Source organism: Bacillus sp. EU52 (assembly GCF_037964975.1).
Taxonomy (GTDB): Bacteria; Bacillota; Bacilli; order Bacillales; family Bacillaceae; genus Bacillus; species Bacillus subtilis.
In genome coordinates, this window is the sequence record NZ_CP150177.1 from 2,233,888 (window position 1) to 2,255,071 (window position 21,184).

General features: G+C 42.8%; 22 protein-coding genes and 1 riboswitch. Of the genes, 2 read left to right on the forward strand and 20 right to left on the reverse strand.

Annotated elements, in window-relative coordinates; all coding sequences use genetic code 11:
- Window positions 1-145: 145 nt before the first annotated feature.
- The 7 genes from NSU05_RS11275 to NSU05_RS11305 form a co-directional block, all read right to left on the reverse strand.
- On the reverse strand, window positions 146-730 hold the full coding sequence (locus tag NSU05_RS11275) for a genetic competence negative regulator (protein WP_003230533.1): 585 nt from the start codon (window positions 728-730) through the stop codon (window positions 146-148).
- A 158-nt stretch (window positions 731-888) separates the two neighbouring features.
- Window positions 889-1,668 carry a metallophosphoesterase gene (locus NSU05_RS11280; protein ID WP_003230532.1) on the reverse strand — a complete coding sequence of 260 codons (780 nt, stop codon included), beginning with the start codon at window positions 1,666-1,668 and terminating at the stop codon, window positions 889-891.
- A gap of 86 nt (window positions 1,669-1,754) precedes the next feature.
- A complete protein-coding gene (locus NSU05_RS11285; protein WP_029317972.1) occupies window positions 1,755-2,198 on the reverse strand; it encodes a YpbF family protein in 444 nt (147 codons plus the stop codon).
- Between the two features lie 62 nt (window positions 2,199-2,260).
- Window positions 2,261-2,992 (reverse strand): LysM peptidoglycan-binding domain-containing protein, encoded by a 732-nt coding sequence (locus NSU05_RS11290; RefSeq protein WP_038429216.1) that lies wholly within the window; start codon window positions 2,990-2,992, stop codon window positions 2,261-2,263.
- Complete coding sequence (locus tag NSU05_RS11295) at window positions 2,943-3,545, reverse strand: CPBP family intramembrane glutamic endopeptidase (protein WP_038429217.1); 603 nt, start codon at window positions 3,543-3,545, stop codon at window positions 2,943-2,945. Before NSU05_RS11295 ends, NSU05_RS11290 begins: the two co-directional genes overlap by 50 nt.
- A gap of 26 nt (window positions 3,546-3,571) precedes the next feature.
- Window positions 3,572-5,062 (reverse strand): ATP-dependent DNA helicase RecQ, encoded by a 1,491-nt coding sequence (locus NSU05_RS11300; RefSeq protein WP_038429218.1) that lies wholly within the window; start codon window positions 5,060-5,062, stop codon window positions 3,572-3,574.
- Window positions 5,055-6,113 carry a helix-turn-helix domain-containing protein gene (locus tag NSU05_RS11305; protein WP_004398594.1) on the reverse strand — a complete coding sequence of 353 codons (1,059 nt, stop codon included), beginning with the start codon at window positions 6,111-6,113 and terminating at the stop codon, window positions 5,055-5,057. Before NSU05_RS11305 ends, NSU05_RS11300 begins: the two co-directional genes overlap by 8 nt.
- A gap of 265 nt (window positions 6,114-6,378) precedes the next feature.
- On the opposite strand from NSU05_RS11305, the gene NSU05_RS11310 reads away from it, so the two are divergent.
- A complete protein-coding gene (locus tag NSU05_RS11310; RefSeq protein WP_003225461.1) occupies window positions 6,379-6,627 on the forward strand; it encodes a ferredoxin in 249 nt (82 codons plus the stop codon).
- Window positions 6,628-6,666: 39 nt separating this feature from the next.
- Here NSU05_RS11310 and fmnP read toward each other — a convergent pair whose 3' ends face one another.
- Window positions 6,667-7,239, reverse strand: a complete 573-nt coding sequence (gene fmnP, locus NSU05_RS11315; RefSeq protein WP_038429219.1) for a riboflavin transporter FmnP — start codon at window positions 7,237-7,239, stop codon at window positions 6,667-6,669.
- Between the two features lie 153 nt (window positions 7,240-7,392).
- Window positions 7,393-7,527, reverse strand: a riboswitch (FMN riboswitch).
- Between the two features lie 208 nt (window positions 7,528-7,735).
- Between fmnP and serA the strand changes: the two genes are divergently transcribed.
- On the forward strand, window positions 7,736-9,313 hold the full coding sequence (serA, locus tag NSU05_RS11320) for a phosphoglycerate dehydrogenase (RefSeq protein ID WP_038429220.1): 1,578 nt from the start codon (window positions 7,736-7,738) through the stop codon (window positions 9,311-9,313).
- Window positions 9,314-9,355: 42 nt separating this feature from the next.
- On the opposite strand, the gene aroD is transcribed toward serA, so the two are convergent.
- From aroD to dacB, 12 genes are all read right to left on the reverse strand, one after another.
- Window positions 9,356-10,123, reverse strand: coding sequence for a type I 3-dehydroquinate dehydratase (gene aroD, locus NSU05_RS11325; protein WP_015714185.1), 768 nt, complete (start codon window positions 10,121-10,123; stop codon window positions 9,356-9,358).
- A gap of 111 nt (window positions 10,124-10,234) precedes the next feature.
- Window positions 10,235-11,341: an anti-sigma-X factor RsiX gene (rsiX, locus tag NSU05_RS11330; protein WP_015251796.1), complete on the reverse strand. Its 1,107-nt coding sequence runs from the start codon at window positions 11,339-11,341 to the stop codon at window positions 10,235-10,237.
- Complete coding sequence (gene sigX / locus NSU05_RS11335; RefSeq protein ID WP_003230521.1) at window positions 11,277-11,861, reverse strand: RNA polymerase sigma factor SigX; 585 nt, start codon at window positions 11,859-11,861, stop codon at window positions 11,277-11,279. The genes rsiX and sigX overlap by 65 nt, the downstream gene beginning before the upstream one ends.
- A 203-nt stretch (window positions 11,862-12,064) precedes the next feature.
- Window positions 12,065-13,834, reverse strand: coding sequence for a sensor histidine kinase ResE (gene resE, locus NSU05_RS11340; protein WP_029726754.1), 1,770 nt, complete (start codon window positions 13,832-13,834; stop codon window positions 12,065-12,067).
- Complete coding sequence (gene resD, locus NSU05_RS11345; protein WP_003246107.1) at window positions 13,831-14,553, reverse strand: DNA-binding response regulator ResD; 723 nt, start codon at window positions 14,551-14,553, stop codon at window positions 13,831-13,833. The genes resE and resD overlap by 4 nt, the downstream gene beginning before the upstream one ends.
- A gap of 80 nt (window positions 14,554-14,633) precedes the next feature.
- Window positions 14,634-15,809 (reverse strand): cytochrome c biogenesis protein ResC, encoded by a 1,176-nt coding sequence (gene resC, locus NSU05_RS11350; protein ID WP_015714189.1) that lies wholly within the window; start codon window positions 15,807-15,809, stop codon window positions 14,634-14,636.
- A 19-nt stretch (window positions 15,810-15,828) separates the two neighbouring features.
- Window positions 15,829-17,457: a cytochrome c biogenesis protein ResB gene (resB, locus tag NSU05_RS11355; RefSeq protein WP_038429221.1), complete on the reverse strand. Its 1,629-nt coding sequence runs from the start codon at window positions 17,455-17,457 to the stop codon at window positions 15,829-15,831.
- Entirely contained in the window at window positions 17,454-17,993 is a 540-nt protein-coding gene (gene resA, locus NSU05_RS11360; RefSeq protein WP_003230513.1) for a thiol-disulfide oxidoreductase ResA, read from the reverse strand. The genes resB and resA overlap by 4 nt, the downstream gene beginning before the upstream one ends.
- 94 nt (window positions 17,994-18,087) lie before the next feature.
- Entirely contained in the window at window positions 18,088-18,822 is a 735-nt protein-coding gene (gene rluB / locus NSU05_RS11365; RefSeq protein WP_004398815.1) for a 23S rRNA pseudouridine(2605) synthase RluB, read from the reverse strand.
- Window positions 18,823-18,913: 91 nt separating this feature from the next.
- On the reverse strand, window positions 18,914-19,450 hold the full coding sequence (gene spmB / locus NSU05_RS11370) for a spore maturation protein SpmB (RefSeq protein WP_003230509.1): 537 nt from the start codon (window positions 19,448-19,450) through the stop codon (window positions 18,914-18,916).
- 4 nt (window positions 19,451-19,454) lie between these two features.
- A complete protein-coding gene (gene spmA / locus NSU05_RS11375) occupies window positions 19,455-20,045 on the reverse strand; it encodes a spore maturation protein SpmA (protein WP_038429222.1) in 591 nt (196 codons plus the stop codon).
- The gene (gene dacB, locus NSU05_RS11380) at window positions 20,033-21,181 is read right to left on the reverse strand and encodes a D-alanyl-D-alanine carboxypeptidase DacB (protein ID WP_038429223.1); all 1,149 of its coding nucleotides are present in this window, start codon (window positions 21,179-21,181) and stop codon (window positions 20,033-20,035) included. The genes spmA and dacB overlap by 13 nt, the downstream gene beginning before the upstream one ends.
- Window positions 21,182-21,184 lie beyond the last annotated feature (3 nt).

Below are 21,184 nucleotides of genomic sequence, written 5' to 3' on the forward strand. Positions count from 1 at the left end.
CTCCTAGAATCTTCTGTTTCTCACATGCTCCCTTTCAGAGAATAGTATACACCTTCATATGATCTGTGCATAGAATAAACGTTATGTTTTTCCATGTTTTTTAACGAAAAAAAACTGCTGAAATCAGCAGTTTTCCGTTGCATTCTTATGAAAAATGAGTTTGTATCGTCTCTACGGCATTACCGTCCATAATGAGCTTACCATACTCTTGCAGGCGATAAATCGTTAAAGTTGTCGGATTGCCGTATTCAGCCAGAACCGCCACAACCCCTTCAGCCGTATGTGACCCTAGATCTTCAAGGCTTAAAAAGTACTGCCCGTCATAGTGGTAGACAGTTCCCCCTGTGATACCGATTCGCTGTAAGCTTTCTGAAAGCTGAATGATATCTTCAAAGGAATGGAATTGATATATGATGTCCGCGCTTTCATCAAGCTTGACTTGCATTTCGATGTAATCATCATCATACTCATCGTCTTCTGAATCGGCGTCTTGGTTCTTTGTTACAATCACGACCATCCCTTGTGCTTGGAGAGAATACACTTCCACTGCAATCGGTCCATTCGCTTCAAAGCCGAGCTCTGTATTTGCTTCATTCATCATATCTTTAAATAACTGGTGGACTTTAAATGAGTCCTTCCAGAGGTCTTCTTTTGTCAATCCCCGGTCTGTCAAATCATCGAGGGTTAAAAAGATTTTGATCTTATTATAATTCAGACGCTCAAGCCGCATAACGTTCCCTCCTGCCTCTACTTGCACACAAATCATATAACACATTATATGAGATGATGAGTCATAGGTTCTTAATTGTTATCAGTTTACACTGAGTTCACTAGTAAGACAAGCACAATGCAGTTTTTATTGCCATATGGATTTTTGCTTTTTAGAAGTTATTCTGGCCCGCAAAGAGTCACAATGTGTGTTTCAGGCTCAGCACCTAAACGAAGAGGCACTTTTGTCGTGCCGTAGCCGTTGCTGATCAGATATGCCGCGTTTTTAACAATACCTGTTTTCCCCAGTTCATAAGGACCGAATTTTCCAAACCTGATCTGGCCTCCATGGGTATGTCCGCTGAGTATCACATCAATACCGTCATCTTCATTGATTTGTTCATGAATCTCCGGATTATGGCAAACCAGAATATTCAGCTGGCTTTCATCAAGTTCTTTGATGGCTTCCTCATAATGATCCATCTCCATCCTGATATCATCAACCCCCGCAATCGCAATCGTATGCCCATTGTATGAAAACGGGACTGACTCATTTCTCAGAGTGATGACGCCGTGTGCTTTAAATATGGAATACAGCTTATGCTGCCTGACTTCATAATCATTATTCCCCCACACAAACACGATAGGGACCCCGAAATGTACGAGCCTTTTGATGTTTTCCTCGATTCTCGCACTGGGCACCCCGCCCTCAGCTAAATCACCGCCGATTATAACCAAGTGAGGGGCATGGCTTCGCGCTTTTTCTAAAAGGTCTTGATCGATGAGACGTTTGTGAATGTCTGAAATAAAAAAGATTGTCAGAGGCGGCTTGCCCTTCATCTTTGACAAAGGAAACGTATGTGTCTTCAAATGATTGCCTTTTGCTGTTGCATACATTTTTGCCGTCATTGCCGCTGCCGCAACAGTTAGTACACCGGCAATTTTCACTGATAGCTTCATAAAAAACTCTCCATTCTTTTTAGAACTTATCAATAAGACGGACAATAAAAAAAAGACGTTTCTATCGTTTGAGAAAACGCCCCATTTTATTTACTTTCAAAATATAGATTAATGTCATATTTGTGCTTCATCATATGAAAAACAGACTCTCTCGCCTTCCATTTATCGGGCTGCGGCCAGAGATCAGTGCTTTTCTGAATAATTTCACATCTCAGTTTATGGAAATCAGCCTCGGATTTTTCTTCCTTTTTCTTGAAATAATATGAAGTGCAGTAGGCAAAAGCGGTTGCCAGCATCCAAAATAAATAAAAGGTATGGCTAAGTATTTCTTGAAGTATAAGCTGAGGCTCCGGGCTTTTGATCATGATCATAACACATAATAAGCCTAGGCAGATAAGTGAAGCCCATCGCCATCTGCGGCATTGTGCTGCATAATTTTCGAATTTTTGTTTTCGTTTTACCAGCGCTTGGAGCATCTGTTTGGTCGGCGCGTCTGTAAACTGATCCAGCTGATTCCATAAGGATTCCATACGCTTCACACCTTGTCCATTTTCATTGCTACAATATATGAACGTAAAATAAAAATAATACCCTATTCATCCATTAAAGGGATGTCCAAAACTTGTCCGGTGTAAACATCATTTCCATTCAGATGATTATATGCTCGAATTTTTTCTTCTCCTGTCCGGCTTTTATAATACTTCATGGAAATGCGGTATAGCGTTTCTTTCTTTTGGACGGTGTGCTTAACAACGCGATTCGGCACATTTTGAACTGGCTCAGCCGGCTGCTGTTGCTGTTCTTGCTGTTGTACTGTTGATTGGGAAGAGGAAGCAGCCGCGGCGGTTGCTTCCTCCTTATTTGCCGAGTCTTCTTTTTCCGCTACAGCAGTCTGTTTCTTATCAGCAGCTGTTTGCTCTTTTGGCTTGGAATCTTCTGGCTCTTTTTTTGACTCCTTCTGCAGTGCGGTTTCTTTAGTGTCTGCGGTATCGTTTTTATCCTCTGATTTCGGGACAACCTCATATTTGCTTTGGCTGCTGTCAATAAAAACATCTTCATAATCGTCATGATTATCCGGGTGGCTCTTTAGATAAAATAAGGTGACTAAAACGATAACCGGCACAAATACAAATATTACTGCGAGTACTGTGAATAATGGCGTTTTTGTTTTGCCTTGCTTTTTTTTCTGTTCTCTTTGATTTTTTACAGATTGTCTTGTCGGAAGGCTTTCTCCATCATCGACATAATCGTCCGCCAATGCGGCGTTTTGATCTTCATAAAGATTCTGGGCTTTTCTTCTCTCTACTCTCGACATGTTCGTCATGTTTATCCCTCCTCACATGTTCAAAACGAATCTGACAGGCAAACACGGCATCAATGATAAAATGCGCCGTCATCGGAACAAATAAGTTGCCGGTCCATTCATACATCAGACCGAGCAAAAAGCTGATTGCTGTCACCATAATAAATAACAGCCATTTTGACAAATACCGAAAGTGCAGAGCGGCAAATATAAGGCTGGCCGCCCATAAACCGATATGAGTCTGCAGCACTCCTCTGAATAACATTTCTTCCGCGAAAGCAATCAGAAGCGTTAAAAATATAATATGAGGGATTGACCTCTTACTGAATATTTTTTTATTGATTCCGCCGTCATCATATAAATGAGACGGAAACCATTTCATTACTGCCATATCGGCTAAAATAACAATAACAGCTATAGAAACACCATACCAGATGATTCGCATATCGCGAATGTCCCAGAGCTTTAATACGTCCCGTACATCCTCAAAAAAGAACAGTCCTGCTGCAGCAGCGGCAAAGATGATGAGTAGCTGCGTCAAATATAACTGCTTCAGCATATCATGGTCAGTCATATGCTGAATATAATCTTTTTGCTGTTTCAGTTCAGCTCACCTACAGTCTGCAAGCTGAATATCCGGTGCAATTCCGAACTCCAGCTGTCTAATGGCGCCATTTTACTCCGTTCCCCTTTTTGTTCATACAAGGATAAATCAAAACCGCAATGTGAACAGCACGGGAGGTTTCCGTCATCAGGCTCGTATGATTCATCAAAGTAGGTTAACAGTGCCTGCCTTAAACAGCCGTCACGCTGAAGCAAAAATGATACACGGTGCATTTTTTCCAGCTTCAGCTCCATGCGATATGAAATTTCTTTCTTCATCAGTTCAACTGATGTTTTTCCCTGCATAAAGAGATGAATCATCATACGGGCCTGTGTCTCTCCGACGCCATACTGAAGTAATACGTCACGCAGCCTTCTCTCATCCCGCTCCTCCGTCTTCTCTAGCACACGGATCACGTCGGCGATTTCTTCAGCTGTGACACTCTCCATCTGGATAATCTGTTCCTGCAATTCAAAATCCCCTGGCGCCCGCAGCAAAATGCTGACACTCGGCTTTCCATCACGGCCCGCTCTGCCGATTTCCTGCATAAAAGCTTCTGCCGTCTGCGGGAGGTGAAAATGAATCACATATCTGATATCGGGTTTATCGACACCCATTCCAAACGCATTCGTACAACATATCACATCAAGCTGGTTATGAATAAACTGCTGCTGAATTAAAATCCGGTCCCCTGACTCCAAACCGCCATGGTAAAAGTCGGCTCTGCTGCTCGTTTTGCTTTTAATTTCACCCGCTAATTCCTCGGCCCATTTCCGTGTCGGACAATAAACAATTCCCGGACCTTGCAGGTTTTCAACCAGCTGAATGACCCTATCTATTTTTTCGGCAGTATCCACCGCATTTTCAACCCTCAGTGCGATGTTTGGGCGGTTGACTGAGTTGAGATGGCGTACAGCATGCTGCAGCTCCAGCAGGTTCATGACATCTTGCAGCGTTTCCTTTGTAGCCGTGGCGGTCAATGCCAGAACGGGCGGGCGACCAAGTTTTTTTCTCAGCTGTCCGAGCTTTGAATAATCAGGCCTGAAGTCGTGTCCCCATTCAGAAATACAATGCGCTTCGTCAATAACAAATAGGCTGATCGGGACGCTTTTCAATTTTTCCAATACATATGGAGACTGTAAAGCTTCAGGAGACAAGTACAAAAATTTATATCGATGAATATGTTCTAAAACAAATTGTCTTTCCTGCCTGTTAAGCATGCTGTTCAAAGCTGCAGCACGCTTTTCCCCCCGGGCTTTGAGCTGCTGCACCTGATCCTCCATTAAAGAAAGCAGTGGAGAAACGATTAATACCATGCCGTCAAGCATATAACCAGGCAGCTGGTAGCAAAGCGATTTCCCTCCCCCAGTCGGGAGCATTGCAATGGTATCCTTCCCGCTGAGTATGCTTTCAATAATGTCCTGCTGCCCTTTTTTAAAGGAAGTAAAACCAAAAAACTGATATAACGTTTGCTGTAATTTAGTCATATTGCTGCACCTGCTTTGTCAATGCCAGTCTGATTTGAAAGTAGCTGAACCGCTGTTCCAGCCCGTCACGAATTTGTTTGATTTTATTCGTCCGCATCCGTTTGGCAAACTCTGCGATTTGGAGCTGGTCTTCTGCTGATACATAGTCATTAATCATAAACGCAGGCTCATGGAGAGAAATCTCGACAATGTGGTCTTCAATCGTCGCTGTTTTCAGCTTTCTGATTTCAGCAATTCGCTGTATCGGAAACCCTTGTTTGACCATCTGCCATGTTTTCCTCGTCGACTCTGTCAGGGCATTATCTAAGTGCACATCAGAAAGGAGATCCTTTAACAAAGCATCTTCACACTCCGGAAGAGAATGAATAAAATAATGTACCGAAGCCCAAAACATGATATAGACATACCATTCGTCTTCTTTCAGCGTATCAGCAAGCTGCCTGCTCGTATAACCGATCCGATGGTGCGAGGTTAAGGAGTAGACAAAAATTTGCGCTGCTTTGTTTTCAATCTTTTTCAAATGCGCCTCAAGCATGGCAAAAAGGCTTTTTGCCATCTCTATATGATCCGTATGCCGGGACAGGTATTTCTTTACCCAGTGAAGTGTCTTATGATCCTTTGTGACAGGGATATACTGCCTGCTCCCTTGCTGTTTATGGGATAGGACCTGCACAAGCAGCGAAAGCCTTTTCCAAAGCACGCCGGCAGCCTGCTGATAATGAGCGCCGTGACAATGAACGGGCCAAGGCCGCTCGCTAAGGGCATGTCTCAAAACTGCTGCGCCGCTGGCTGTCACTTTGTATGTATCTGATTCAGACATTGGCGCGAGATATGAATGCTTTTCAAGCTTGTCAAGCGACGCAGAAATATCGCTTCTCGAACATTTTGCCGCCATTCCAAAGTATTTTGCAGTCTGAAATAAGCCGGCATCTTGAATGGTCTGTGACGATCTCTTGCCTTTGAATAGGTGAAAAACAGCGCTTCCCGACCGTTCCCCGTTTATTTTGCAAAGACAATCGAGAACCATAATATCGAAGTAATTTAATGACAACCTATCCACCTACATTCTTCCTGACAAAAATCGTTGATTTGCTCTTTTTATTTTAACAGATTTCAAACAGAAATCGACGTTTAAAGTCATCATTAAGGGGGATGTTATGTAGATAACCCCTTATGTGATAAGCATTCTCAATCATTTTTCTGTTGAAATGTGGCAGCAACATCATTACAATAAGTAAGAGGAATAGGTGTTAAATTGATTAAATATAAAGATTGATCCATTTGTTCCACCAAGAACAATCTGGGAGGTTTTATTCATGGCAAAGTACACAATCGTAGACAAAGATACATGTATTGCATGCGGCGCTTGCGGAGCTGCTGCACCAGACATTTACGATTACGATGATGAAGGCATCGCGTTCGTAACGCTTGATGAAAACAAAGGTGTTGTCGAAGTTCCTGAGGTACTGGAAGAAGATATGATTGACGCATTTGAAGGATGCCCTACTGATTCCATCAAAGTGGCGGATGAGCCATTTGAAGGCGACCCGCTTAAATTTGAATAGAAGTAACTAAAAAAAGCTCCCGAACGGGAGCTTTTTTATTTAATGGATATGTGCACTTCGCTGCTGCTCAATCCATGGCTTAAGCTTGATAAAAATTAGTGAGAATACAACCGTAATTACAATACCTTTTATCATGTTAAACGGCAGGATACCTGCGACGACTGCTGTTTTTAGCGCGCTGTCGGATAATGCCGGTGAATGTAAAAACCACGTGTATGCCGGAAGAATCAGAACATAATTTAAAATACTCATTAAAATGGTCATCGCTGCAGTTCCCAAAAGCAGGCTGACAGCCAAGCCCTTTGCTGAGTTGAGTTTTTTAAATAAGAAAGCAGTCGGTAATATAAAGAGTGTTCCTGCAATAAAATTCGCAACTTGCCCTACAGGAACTCCGGCCATGCTTCCCTGAATGATATACTGAAGAACATTTTTTATCGCTTCTACGGCAATACCCGCCAAAGGTCCGTAAATCAGAATGGCAATAATAGCGGGAACGTCGCTAAAATCGATTTTTAAATAATCCGGAAGACCCGGAAACGGGAAATTTAACAGCATCAAAACAAATGCAATGCTGCTCATCATGCTGACCACAACTAATTTTTTTACTTTCACTTCATTCTCTCCTTTTCGATCACATCTTACTCGAAAACGGAAAGGTTCTTTTCCAGCCAATAAAAAAACCGCTTCATATATAAAAGCGGGGTTTCGAAAATTAGGCTAGGCAAAGAAACGTTTGAAAAATTCAATTTCAAAACGCTTATGAACCTCCATCTTCTCCCATCCAGACTGTACTGTCGGCTCCGGAATCTCACCGAATCCTGCTGTAAAGACAGCTCGCGGGCTTAGAGCCATTGGCTCATCACCGCCGGTAGGGAATTTCACCCTGCCCCGAAGATTGATCATATGAAATTTAATTACATTATAAACGATAACTGGTTGGCTGTATAGAGAATTGCTTCAAATTAAATATATTACCTGCAAGCTGTCAGATCATTGATTTATTAGGCTTTACTTTTATCCTTTACTGCGTCAATACACGTTGACACTCTTTTGAGAATATGTTAAATTATCAGATATTTAGTTTGTCAATTTAGGAGGAAATCTAACGATGTTTCGAGTATTGGTCTCAGACAAAATGAGCAACGACGGTTTACAGCCACTTATTGAATCAGACTTTATTGAAATCGTTCAAAAAAAAGTAGCAGATGCAGAAGATGAATTACATACTTTTGATGCTCTTTTGGTGCGAAGCGCGACAAAAGTAACAGAAGACCTTTTCAACAAAATGACTTCTTTAAAAATTGTCGGAAGAGCCGGTGTCGGTGTCGATAATATCGATATTGATGAGGCTACGAAACACGGGGTAATCGTGATCAATGCTCCGAACGGCAACACCATTTCGACAGCTGAGCATACATTTGCAATGATCTCTTCTTTAATGAGACACATTCCGCAGGCTAATATCTCAGTGAAATCCAGAGAGTGGAACCGCACAGCTTATGTCGGTTCAGAGCTTTATGGAAAAACGCTTGGTATTGTAGGATTAGGCCGAATCGGAAGTGAAATTGCACAGCGTGCGAGAGCATTCGGTATGACTGTGCACGTTTTTGATCCTTTCTTAACGGAAGAAAGAGCGAAAAAAATCGGCGTAAACAGCCGTACATTTGAAGAAGTGCTTGAAAGTGCGGATATCATTACCGTTCACACGCCTTTAACAAAAGAAACAAAAGGCTTATTGAATAAAGAAACGATTGCAAAAACGAAAAAAGGCGTTCGCTTAATTAACTGTGCGCGAGGCGGAATTATCGATGAAGCAGCACTTCTCGAAGCTTTGGAAAACGGGCATGTTGCGGGAGCGGCTCTTGACGTTTTCGAAGTCGAACCGCCAGTTGACAACAAACTTGTTGATCATCCATTAGTCATTGCCACTCCTCACTTGGGAGCATCAACGAAAGAAGCACAGCTCAATGTCGCCGCCCAAGTGTCAGAAGAAGTTCTGCAGTTCGCAAAAGGCCTGCCTGTCATGTCAGCTATCAACCTGCCTGCCATGACAAAAGATGAATTTGCTAAAATTAAGCCTTACCATCAAATTGCAGGAAAAATTGGCAGCCTTGTATCACAGTGCATGAAAGAACCAGTACAGGATGTTGCCATTCAATATGAAGGCACAATTGCTAAACTTGAAACATCGTTCATTACAAAAGCCCTTCTGTCAGGCTTTTTAAAACCGCGCGTTGACTCTACTGTTAATGAGGTCAATGCCGGGGGTGTCGCAAAAGAACGCGGCATCAGCTTCAGTGAAAAAATTTCCTCTTCTGAATCTGGATACGATAACTGCATCAGCGTAAAAGTGACAGGAGACCGCAGCACCTTTACTGTAACGGCTACGTATATTCCTCATTTCGGAGAACGAATTGTCGAGATCAATGGATTTAATATTGATTTTTATCCGACAGGTCACTTGGTGTATATCCAGCATCAAGATACAACAGGTGTCATCGGCCGAGTAGGACGTATTCTCGGAGATAACGATATTAACATTGCAACCATGCAGGTTGGCCGTAAGGAAAAAGGCGGAGAAGCCATCATGATGCTTTCCTTTGACAGACATCTGGAAGATAAAATTGTGAAAGAACTAACAAATGTCCCTGATATTGTGTCTGTGAAACTCATTGATCTGCCATAATCAAAAAAACTCAAGCTATATAGCTTGAGTTTTTTTATTGTTCTATCCTCGTGTGTTTTTATGCAAAATGTCTAAGACACTCCTTAGCTCAGAAACAGGTATTTGACCTGGTGCGGACGCCTCTTCTCCAGCTCCAAAAGTACAAGCCGATCCAAAAACCTCACCGCTCAGCCTGCTGATGAGCCCTGTTGCAGCCATTGACATTGTAATAATGGGGCGGTCTGCATATTTTGTTTTCATTGTATACGTCGCATCAAGCAGTGTTAGGAGATCTCCAGTATCATTCGGCATGACAGCCATTTTTGGAATATGCGCGCCTAAGTCCTGCATTTTTCGAAGTCTGGAAAGAATTTCATCTTTTACAGGTGTTTTTTCAAAGTCGTGATTTGACATCACCACATAGACGTTGTTTTCTTCCGCCAGCGATACTAACGCTTTTACATTTGCATCTCCTGAAAATAATTCGATGTCTATCAGATCGATGTCTTTTGTTTGGATTGCCGATTCCAGCAAAGCAAGATAGGAGCTTTCGTCCATCTCCATGCTCCCGCCCTCTTTGTGGGTTCTGAATGTAAATAGAAATAGCTTGTCTTCTAAAGATTTACGAAGCTTAGAAATGAGCTTTGTGACCGCTTCTCTGTCATTAGCTTTTTCAAATACGTCGACTCTCCATTCAACAATGTCCGGATTCAGTAATTTTACAGCCTCTGCTTCATTCAGAATTTGTTTTTCCGTCTTTCCCATCAGCGGAACGATGATTTTCGGCATCCCTTCCCCAATGGAAACTCCTTTAATCGTTAACACGTTCACTCATCTCAAATCCTTTCAATCGTTACCTTGTTTTATTATACACGTACAACTTTTTTTTGAAAATTTCTATTATATGAATAGCAACTAAAAAAGAGCCTTAAAGGGCTCTTTTTAGTTTAAGGAAATCGGATTTGGAGCAGCTGGCACCGGAATTGCATCTGATACGTCATATTTGCCGATTTTTTTCGTTCTGGTTTCCGCAAAGGTCACTTCTGTGAAGCCAAACTCTTTTGCGGTTAAAAGAAGTCCCTCAATCATTAAAATACCGGCAATAGAATCCTCAACTTCTGAGTCCTTTGAAAAGCGGATATATAAGTGTTTCTGTTTCTTCGTTACAGATTGGACAGCACCCGCTTGAATAAGAGGTGTCGTATCTTCTTGGCTGCTCGATTCCATTTCCTTAATCGCTTCTTTTACTGTATCAAAAGAATGATTTGACGGAACGAGAAAGTCTTGTCCTTGTTTATTTTGGTACAAGTAGTAGGATCGTTTTGACTGTTTGGGAATCGAAATTTCCGTAAAAGTGCCATATGAGCCAATCCGAACCCCAGTCTCATTTTGATCCGATAAAAATTTGACTTTTTCATAAGGACTCCATTTTAAGGATTCTTTAAGCAATTTTTTTAACAGTGTATCATCTTTTACAGAAAATGCCGTAGCTGGCTGATGGACTCGTATACTTAATTCCTTCTGCTTTGGTTTTTCCTTTATTTCTACTTCATCTATGAAGGTTGGAATTGTAATGGCATGATCAAGGATGCCCAATTCACTACTTTCAAACAGCATATCCTGGATCGTTTGGTCTGCATTTGTTTTTTGGATGCTGACGGGTATGATTGCGGATGTATCGGCATCAGCAACTGCTACAGTGATGTAATTGTCTTGTTCCTTTTCAGGTACAACAAACGATGTATGATCCAAGGACGATGCAGCTTTTGGGCTGTCTTCTGTCTCAGTTTTCGTTACTGCGTTCTCTTGGGACGCTTCTTTTTGTTGAGGCTGTGCCTGATCAAAGAAATGAGGAGAAATAATGAAGGCGATATAAACCGCAATTGCAGCGGCACACGCGGGGCCAATCCACCTGACAGCGGGCTTATTTTTACGCTTTGCCATCGTCAGCCGCTTGTAAATATCCTGAGGCGAACGATGGTCTTTAACTGCCGGAAGTTGACTTAACAACTCCTTTATCTGTTCTTCGTTCCATTCTGACTTCATCATCCATTAGCTCCTCCCTCAAAAGCTCCATATGTTTCCGAAGTACTTTGAGCCCTCTGTGTTGGGTCGTTTTTACTTTGCTTTCCGAGAAGCGCAGAGCCTTGGCTGTTTCCTGTATTGAATATCCCTGAATAAACCGCAAGATAATCACAGCTCTTTGATCGATTGTACATTGATCAAGCGCAGCATAAATTTCCCGGACATTTTCATGTTGAACCGCAAGTTCGTCCGGTAGCAATTGCTGATCCCTGACATCCTGTGTATCCCAGTCAAATGTACCGAGTATACGCTGTCTGATTGTTTGCTGTTTACGGAACCAGTCTATCGCAACATGGCGTGCGATAGACAATAGCCATGTTTTTTCACTGCTTCTTCCTTCAAACGTATGATAAGAATTTAATACCCGGATATAAACCTCTTGAAGAAGGTCTTCTGTCTGGTTTTTATCCTTTACCATATAAAATAAAAATTGGTACAAATCTTGATGATATGTATCATATAATAATTGAAAGGTTTCTTCCATTTGAAACCCCTCCGTTCACTTTTTTGTCGTATGAATAGCTTGAAAAGTTACATTACAACTATATTACGAGTAACTGGAATTTGGAAGGGAATTTATATTAACATATCCTTAAATTTTATTAATGTTGGCTATTAAAAAAACACCCGCTCAGTCAGCGGGTGTTTCTTATGGAACAAGATTCTTCGGCAAATTCAGACTCGATTTTACCGTTTTGTCGGAATATAAAAAGTAAATGTTGTTCCTTTATCTATTCGGCTGTGCACAGTGATTGATCCGTTGTGGGCTTCCACGATATTTTTAACGATAGCCAGCCCTAACCCGGTTCCTGCTCTGCCCCTTGTCCGCGCTTTATCTGCCTTATAAAACCGCTCAAAGATAAATGGCAGATCTTCTTCCGGTATGCCGGACCCGGAGTCTTTGATATCAATTTTCAATCCATCCTTCACAGAATGGACTGAAATGGAGACACTGCCGCCGGCTGAAGTATGCCGCAGCGCGTTATCAATCAAATTGGTAAATACCTGCTCCATCTTGTCTTCATCAAACATAAATTCCTCTTCTGTGAGAGAAATGTCATGATCTAAAGCAATATTTTTTTCTTTCGCAACACCGGAAAACTTCCGGATGATCTTTTCTAAAAACTCATTCACATTGATTTTTTCATAATGTAAGCCTGTATGGCCTGATTCCATTCGGGCTAAATCAAGCAAATCATTAACTAAACGGCCCATTCGGAGTGATTCGTCATAAATGATTTGGGCAATTTCTTTCCGGTCTTCTTCAGAGCTTGCAATGTCATCAACAATTGCTTCACTGTATCCCTGAAGCATGGAGATCGGTGTTCTCAGCTCATGACTGACATTTGCGATAAAGTCCTCCCGCAGCTTATCAAGGCGGCGTTCTTCTGTCATGTCACGCAGTACGGCAACCGCTCCTCTTACGTGCGATTCCGCATAAAGCGGCGACATCAAAAGCACCCATGATCTGCCTTGCAGCGTCATCTCAATCATTTGTTCTTTTTCAGTGCTGACAGCGTTTTGAAACAGCTCTTTTGCTTCAGGCGGAAGGTTGTCGCCTTCTTTGATATTCATGTTCTGTTCATAATACCAAGCCTGAAGAAAACGTTCAGCCGGCGGGTTGGTCACAAGAATCGTACCGTCAATATTAATGGTAATAACCCCGTCAGCCATACTGCTCAAAATGTTAGAAAGCTGCTCTTTTTCTTGATTGAGCGCATTGATATGAAAGTTAAGCTGCCGGCCCATTTGATTAAAAGCGGTCGCCAGTTCACCGATTTCATCCTGAGTTAAAATCGGGATTTTTGTATCGAACTTGCCCTTCGCCAAATCCTGCGCGCCTTCTCTCATTTTTCGGAGAGGGTACGTGACCCTGCTTGATAAAAAGAATGCGAAAAATGTGGTCAGCACAATCGCAATTCCAGCGGCAAGAAAAATATAGCGGGTCGTATGTTTTGTTGTATCTTTAACGGCAAGCAAAGACTGGGATAAAAAGACCATGCCTTTCTTTCCGTCTTTTTCATACGGGACACCTACAATCAGGCGTTCATTATCCGTGTCTGTATCGCTCAGTCCCGTCCGTTTGCTTACTTTTTTATGGTCTTTGAGAGCTTTATTTAAGTCTTTGTCATGCTGTATTTGCTCAACCGTAATAGACGACAGGCGATTTTTATCATTCGGAGAATACCAGTGGTTCTTCTCATCCTGGATGATGGCAATGCTTGTTAAGTTATCAGCGAGCTCCCAAGTGATTGACCTTGCCAGTGCCTGGTCCTCGTGATTTTCTAGGATGACAGCAACTTTATTCGCAAGCTGTGTTAAATCATTCTCGGCTTCTTCCACATGGTAGTTTTCAATAAACTCCAGCAAAAGAACCGTTAAAATGAACAATACGATCAAGACGAGTGAAAGGATCGTAAACCACAGCTTGCCTACTACGCTTTTCCAAAATTTCATTCAGCGCCGACCTCAAATTTATAACCTACACCCCATACGGTGACAATTTTTTTCGCAGCCTCCGGAGAAACCTTGTTCAGCTTCTCTCTCAAGCGTTTGACGTGAGTGTCCACTGTCCGTAAATCACCAAAAAACTCATATTGCCACACTTCTTTCAGAAGCTTTTCCCGATCATACACCTTGTCAGGCGTTTTCGCTAAGAAATATAGAAGCTCATACTCTTTTGGCGTCAGGCTCACTTCTGTACCATCAGCTGTTACGCGGTGAGCGTCATGGTCTATGGACAGATGTGAAAACACGAGCACATTTTTCGTCGGTGTATTGGCATTGAAATAAGAGGTTTGGGATGCTCTTCTCAAAAGGGCCTTTACACGCAGCACGACTTCTCTCGGGCTGAACGGCTTAACAATATAATCATCTGTTCCCGCTTCAAACCCCTGCACCCGGTTTGCTTCTTCTCCTTTTGCGGTCAGCATAATAATGGGTGTCGCTTTTTTTTCACGAATTTGCCGGCACACTTCAATTCCATCAGTCCCCGGCATCATCAGATCAAGCAAAATTAAGTCATAATTGGCTTCAAGCCCTTTGGCAATGGCCTCATCACCATTTTCCGCTTCATCTATAGCATAATTTTCACGTTCAAGATACATTCTTAAAAGGCGGCGAATTCTGGCTTCGTCATCAACTACTAATATTTTTGTTTCGTTCGTTTGGTCCATGTTTTCCCCCTGCTTTCCTTCTGTTACTTTCATTTTATCAAATCGTGAGAAAGTTTGAGAACTGTGTCGCTTTCAAAGGACTATGCATAAGAATGAAGTCCGGCAAGCACAAGATTTACGAATATTAAATTAAACATAATAATAGCAAAACCGATTACGGCCAGCCATGCTGACTTCTCACCGTGCCAGCCTCTTGACAGTCTTAAATGCAAGTAAGCGGCATAGAACAAAAATGTGATCAGCGCCCATACTTCCTTAGGGTCCCAGCCCCAAAATCTGGTCCACGCGAGCTGAGCCCAAATCATTGCAAAGATCAGCGCGCCGAGTGTAAAGATCGGAAATCCGATTGATACGGCCCTGTACCCAACCTCATCCACCAGATCAAGATTGACGTTTTTCACCAGCGGATGTAATAGAGCGCTGATTCTTTTTCTGATGATCAGACGGAGAGCCCCATACAACACAAGACCTGCTCCAAATGACCAAATGACAGTGTTCACTTTTCTGCCTGAGAAAAGCGCGGGAAGATCAACAAGCGGTTCCATTCTTCCTTCGGTCAAAAGCTCTCCCTGATGCGGACCGACAAGCGCGGGCATTTCGTACACCATCACGCTTTTTTCTTTATTTTTGTCCACCCAGTTAAACTCCGCTTCATAGCCTGCAAGACGAAATGCTGATGTGATTGCAATAAAGGCGACGGTTGTGACCAGGATAAACATAATCGCTTCAAGCCAGAAGGTCTTTTTGCTTGGCTTTGTCTGGTCTACATGCTTCAAAAGAAAGATGACACCAGCGACAAAGCTGATGGCAAGTATAGCTTGCCCAAGCGCGGCCGTTGTTACATGAATATACAGCCAGTTGCTTTGGAGCGAAGGAATTAAAGGCGAGATATCTGTTGGAAACATGCTGGCGTAGGCAATCAGCAATAAAGCAATTGACAGCGTAAACAGACCTAATGAAGGCAATCTATAGAGAAAATAAAGAATGATAAACGCCAAAACAAGCATCATGCCAAAAGCGGTGGTGAATTCAAACATATTGCTGACAGGCGCATGGCCGCTGGCAGCCCACCTTGTGATGAAATATCCAAGGTGGCAGAAAAAACCAACAATAGAAAGGGTGATTCCAATGTTGGCCCATCGGTTTGGCCTGCCCTTTTTATCTTTATTCCCGCGTATGGCCCCGCCGAAGATTGGGACAGCGATTAAATACACAAGAAAGGCCGCATAAAGAAAATTTCCGCTCAGCTCTGCCATGACATCACTCCCTTTTCGCCTATTTCTGTGTTTTGATTAATTCTTTTTGGTCCACCGGTTCAGTCAGTCCGGAATCAGCCAATATAAATGCTAAATCCTTCTTCAGGCCAAACCAGTTTTTATTGGTATGCCCTGCTACCATAACTGCACCGTCCTGTGAGTGCAGCCAAATTCTTCGATGCTGCCAGTACATACCTTGAATAACACCGATCATAAAAATGGCTCCGCCGACAGCAAGCACCCAGAGTGTCAGATCCTTTCTGACTGTAAGTCCAGTAATGTTTTTCGTTTCGACATGGTCAAATTTCAGCTTGTATTTATTATTGCCTGATCCTTCGATGGTTTCTTGGATGGCGACAAAGCTCTTTTCGCCTTTCGGTTTGTCCGGCGTTATAATATTAAAGACAAAAGCCGGATTGTTAGGGATCTTTGTTTTTGTGCTCGGCTCTCCGTCCTGATTAAAATAGAAGTCTGGCAGGTAGCTGGCGATTTCCACTTTGTAACCGTTGCCAAGATCATAGACCGAATCTGGATCCAGAAGGTTGATCTTCAGGCTCCCAAAGGATTTTTTTGTTTTTTTATCAATCAGCTGGAACACCATTTGGTCAAGCTGATTCTCTTTATAATCCACCTGGTAAACGGAAAAAGAATCAAAACGCAGCGGCTGATTGACACGGATGTCTTCTTCTGTTACTTTTTTCAGCTTCGGCTTCTCGCCATAAACAATTTTTCCTTCTCTCTTGTAGAGTACGGCATCGGTTTGAAAGTTCTTTGCCACTCTACCGTCCCCGACTCTGTCAATGGCATCTGCAAATACCTTTTTTTCCGTTTTGCTGTTATAGGTCTCTACGCTGAATTGATTGTTTTTCAAATAATATTTTCCGTCTGTACCCGGAATTGCGGCGGTTTCGCCTTCTCTGACCCAAAGCGTCTCATCGACGTACATGCCAGGCACAAATCTCAGCATCGCACCAATCAAAAAGATGATCAATCCAATATGGTTGACATACGGGCCCCAGCGGGAAAAGCGTCCTTTTTCAGCAAGAATGCTGCCCTCTTTTTCTCTGATTCTATAATGTTTTTTCTTTAATAGAGCAACTATCTTTTCTTTCGATTCCCCGTTCAGCACAGTAACTGTTTCACTGAACAAGCGCTGCCTTCTTAAAAAAGCTGGGCTCCTTCTGACGCCTTGGTTTTTTAACGCTCTGTACAACGGAATGACCCGATCAAGGCTGCAAATCACGAGTGAAATGCCGATCGAGGCAATGAGCAGCAAATACCACCAAGAACCATATAAATGATGAAACCCGAGCAAATAATAAAGCTGGCCAAACGTGCCGTACTGCTCCTTGTAATAAGTATCAGCCTGTGCGCCCGGAGGCAGATAGGCTTCCTGGGGAAAAATGGTGCCGAACGCTGATGCGGCAAGGGTTATGACGATAAGCCATATTCCCACCTTAACCGAGGAAAAGAAATTCCAAATTTTGTCGATGATCGTTTTGTTATAGGTTTGCGAACGTCTTGCGCTTCCGTCATATCTCATATCAGCGAGCGGAGGTTGAGTTTCCTGAAGAGCTCTTCCGCACGATTCGCATAAAACGGTTCCGACCGGGTTTATATGTCCGCATTCACATTTGACTTGCTTCATCCCGAAGTCTCTCCGGGTTTTATGAGATTCATATAATCGTGTATCATGCTTTCTGTCATAGTGCCGGTCACCACCTTGACAACTTTTCCTTCCGGATTGATCAAAAAGGTTGTCGGAAGCGGAGATACGTCATAGGCATCAAGCACTTGGCGATCTGTATCCAGAACAACCGGGAAATTGACTCCGTAGGATTTCATAAAATTATGTACTGCTATCTTTGACTCCCCAACATTTACAGCGACAATTTCAACACCTTGGCTTTTAAAATGCTTATATTGGTTTGCCATATAAGGAAACTCTTTTTTGCACGGTTCACACCATGTACCCCAGAAATTCAAAAAAACACCTTTCCCTTTTAAGTCACTGAGCTCGATACGTTTCCCATTCGTATCCTCTAGGACAAAATTCGGTGCGTCGGACCCTTCGGATATACTCTCTTTGCCGGCAAATACAGCATTGTAAATGGTATAGCCGAGTGCGCAGATTAAAACGAGAAGGATGCCGGTCCGAATGAATAAACGCCTTTTTTTCTTCATTGTCCACTGCCCCCTTCCCCCTATTGCAGATCCATTCAATTATATCATTGCACGTTCATTTCACATTTCTTACTTTTTGAAGGTTATGTGAAATTTAGAAAGCGTTTTTACCGTGATCCGCCAGTGCTCTGAGCCTTTTTACTTCGTGGGGCGTAAGCTCTCTGGCATCGCCCGTGTGCAGGCCTCGCAGGTTTAAAAACGCGTATTCCTCACGCTTCAGCTTGATTACCTCATGTCCGATCGCTTCAAACATGCGGCGCACCTGTCTGTTGCGTCCCTCATGGATCGTCAGCTGAATAATGCTTGTCTGCTTTTTCTTATCCAAGGACAGCAGCTTCGCTTTAGCAGGCGCTGTTTTGCCTTCTTCCAGCCTAATTCCGCGCTCCAGCTTTCTGAGCAGCTCTTTAGGCGGGATTCCTTTCACCTTCGCCACGTATGTTTTGTCTATTTCATACTTAGGGTGCATCAGCTTATTGGCGAATTCACCGTCATTGGTTAAAAGCAAAAGACCGCTCGTATCATAGTCCAGACGCCCAATCGGATAAATGCGCTGCGGAATATTTTTAAAAAAGTCCGTCACCACTTTGCGTCCTTTATCATCTTGCGCTGCGGAAATAACGCCTCTTGGTTTATATAAGAGAAAGTAAACCGGCTCTTCGCGTTCAACCTTTAACCCGTTTACCTCAATCTGATCAGAACCGGTGACCTTAACACCTAGCTCTGTTACTACTTTGCCATTCACCTTTACTTTTCCTTCTTTAATCAGCTCTTCTGCCTTTCTGCGCGACGCAACTCCGGCATGAGCAATCACTTTTTGCAGTCTTTCCATGTCTTTCACCTCAAGTATTATCTTACTTTTTTCAACCTTAACAAACAAGCTTTTTCAAATTCCTATGCCAAATCTAAAAAAAACGCCGTTTTCAGGCGCTCCCAAATAATAACGTAACGATGATGATAGATGCAACTACGCCGATTAAATCTGCAAGAAGTCCCACCTTTAATGCATCACCCATTTTTTTAATGCCGACTGCTCCGAAATACACAGTCAGTACGTAAAGCGTTGTATCTGTAGATCCCTGCATGACGGAAGCCAGCCTGCCGATAAAGGAATCGGGCCCGTATACTGCAATTAAATCGGTCGTCATTCCGAGTGCGGCCGTACCGGAGATCGGGCGGATCAGAGCAAGCGGCACTACTTCAGCAGGGATGCCGATAGCGGAGAAAGCCGGTTTTAAAAGATCCATTATAAAATCAAGCGCGCCTGATGATCTGAAAACAGTTATAGCGACAAGCATTCCGACTAAATAGGGGATAATGGAAAAGGCAATTTCTATCCCCTCTTTCCCGCCTTCGACAAACGATTCATATGTCGGAACCTTTTTGATCGTTCCATAAAGAAGAATTCCGGCAATAATGATTGGAATCATGGCTAAAGACAGCCAGTTGATGATTTCCATCCGCTCACCTTCCCTTCTTTTTGCGGCGGTAATAAAAATACCGATCAATGATAATGGCACCGATTCCGGAAATAAGCGTTGCCAAAATGCTTGACCCGACGATATCTGTCGGCGTTTTGGAGGAATAAGCCATTCGGACAGCGATCACCGTTGTCGGGATGAGTGTGATGCAGGACGTATTAACAGCTAAAAAAGTAATCATTGACCGGCTTGCTTCCGATCGGTTTCCATTCAGCTTTTTCATTTGTTCCATTGCTTTAATGCCAAGCGGAGTTGCTGCATTTCCAAGGCCGAAGAAATTCGCCATAAGATTAGATAAAATATAGCCCATCGCCGGGTGATCCGGCGGTATATCAGGGAACAGTTTAGATATAAAAGGCCTGCACATCCGGCTGAAAATATCCAAAAGCCCTGACTGCTCGGCGATTTTCATTAAGCCAAGCCAGAAAACAAGCACGCTCATCAATCCGAATGAGATCGTAATCGCTTCTTTCGCACCCTTAAACACGGCTTCATTTACATCTTGCAGAGTTCCGTTGCACATCGCAAAAACGAGTCCGATCACGGTTAAACTAACCCAAATTATATTGACCATTTTGCTCCGCCTGCCGCATTCAGAAAGATTGATTTAAACGTTTCAAAAAATTGTTTCTTCGGTTTTTGATGCCGCTCATTTTCATAATAGATCGGCACTTTTGCGATGGTTGCATCGTTGAACATGATCTCCATGTGCCCTACGATGTCAGGGATTTTCGAGGCATCTTTTTCCCATACTTTTTTCGGCTTGAGCAGTGTGGTATTAATTTTCACATCTTCTTTTTCCTCTTCGGTCAGCAAATAGGTGATATCACGTTTGATAAAAGCCTTCGATTCATAAAATGTGCCTTTCAGCTTTGGAATATCCCCTTTTTTTGCAATTAAATAGGTTTGATAATGCTCAAACACATAGTTAAACATCTTCATATGGTCATCCCAATCATTAGGGTCATTAATGGTGACGGCTATCAGGTCAATGCCGTCCTTTGAAGCCGTAGAGACCAGTGTCCGTTTTGCAAGTTTTGTATAGCCTGTTTTTCCTCCTGTGCTGTACGGATATAGCATGGTCAGCAGTTTATTTTTGTTTTTCCATACGCTTTCCATCGTTTCCGCTTTGTATATTTTTGTGCCTGAAATCTTTTGATAGTCTTTCAGCTTCATAGCATACTTAGTTAAAATGGCCATGTCATAGGCTGTTGAATAATGATTTTCATGGTCGTCCAATCCGTGCGGGTTTTGAAAACGGGTGTTTTTCATACCAAGCTGCTCGGCTTTTTGATTCATCATATAAACAAACCCATCGAGGCTCCCACCGACATGCTCAGCAATCGCGACAGCGGCGTCGTTTCCTGATCTTAGCATCAGGCCATACACAAGATCTTTCAGCTTCACTTTTTGACCTTCTGTTAAATAAATGGCGGAGCCTTCTGTTCTGACAGCATTTGCCGAAACCGTCACCGTTTGATCCATTTTGCCGGATTCGATGGCGAGGACGGCGGTCATAATTTTTGTGATGCTCGCGATCCGCCTTTTTTGATGCTCATCCTTGGCATATAACACTCTGCCTGACGCACCGTCAATAATGATCGCGCTTTTTGCACTGACATCTATAGCAGCATGTGCTGTATTCACATTTACGGTTGCAATAAGAAAAGAAATCATGATCACGAATACTGCTTTTTTGAAAATGCGCATGTT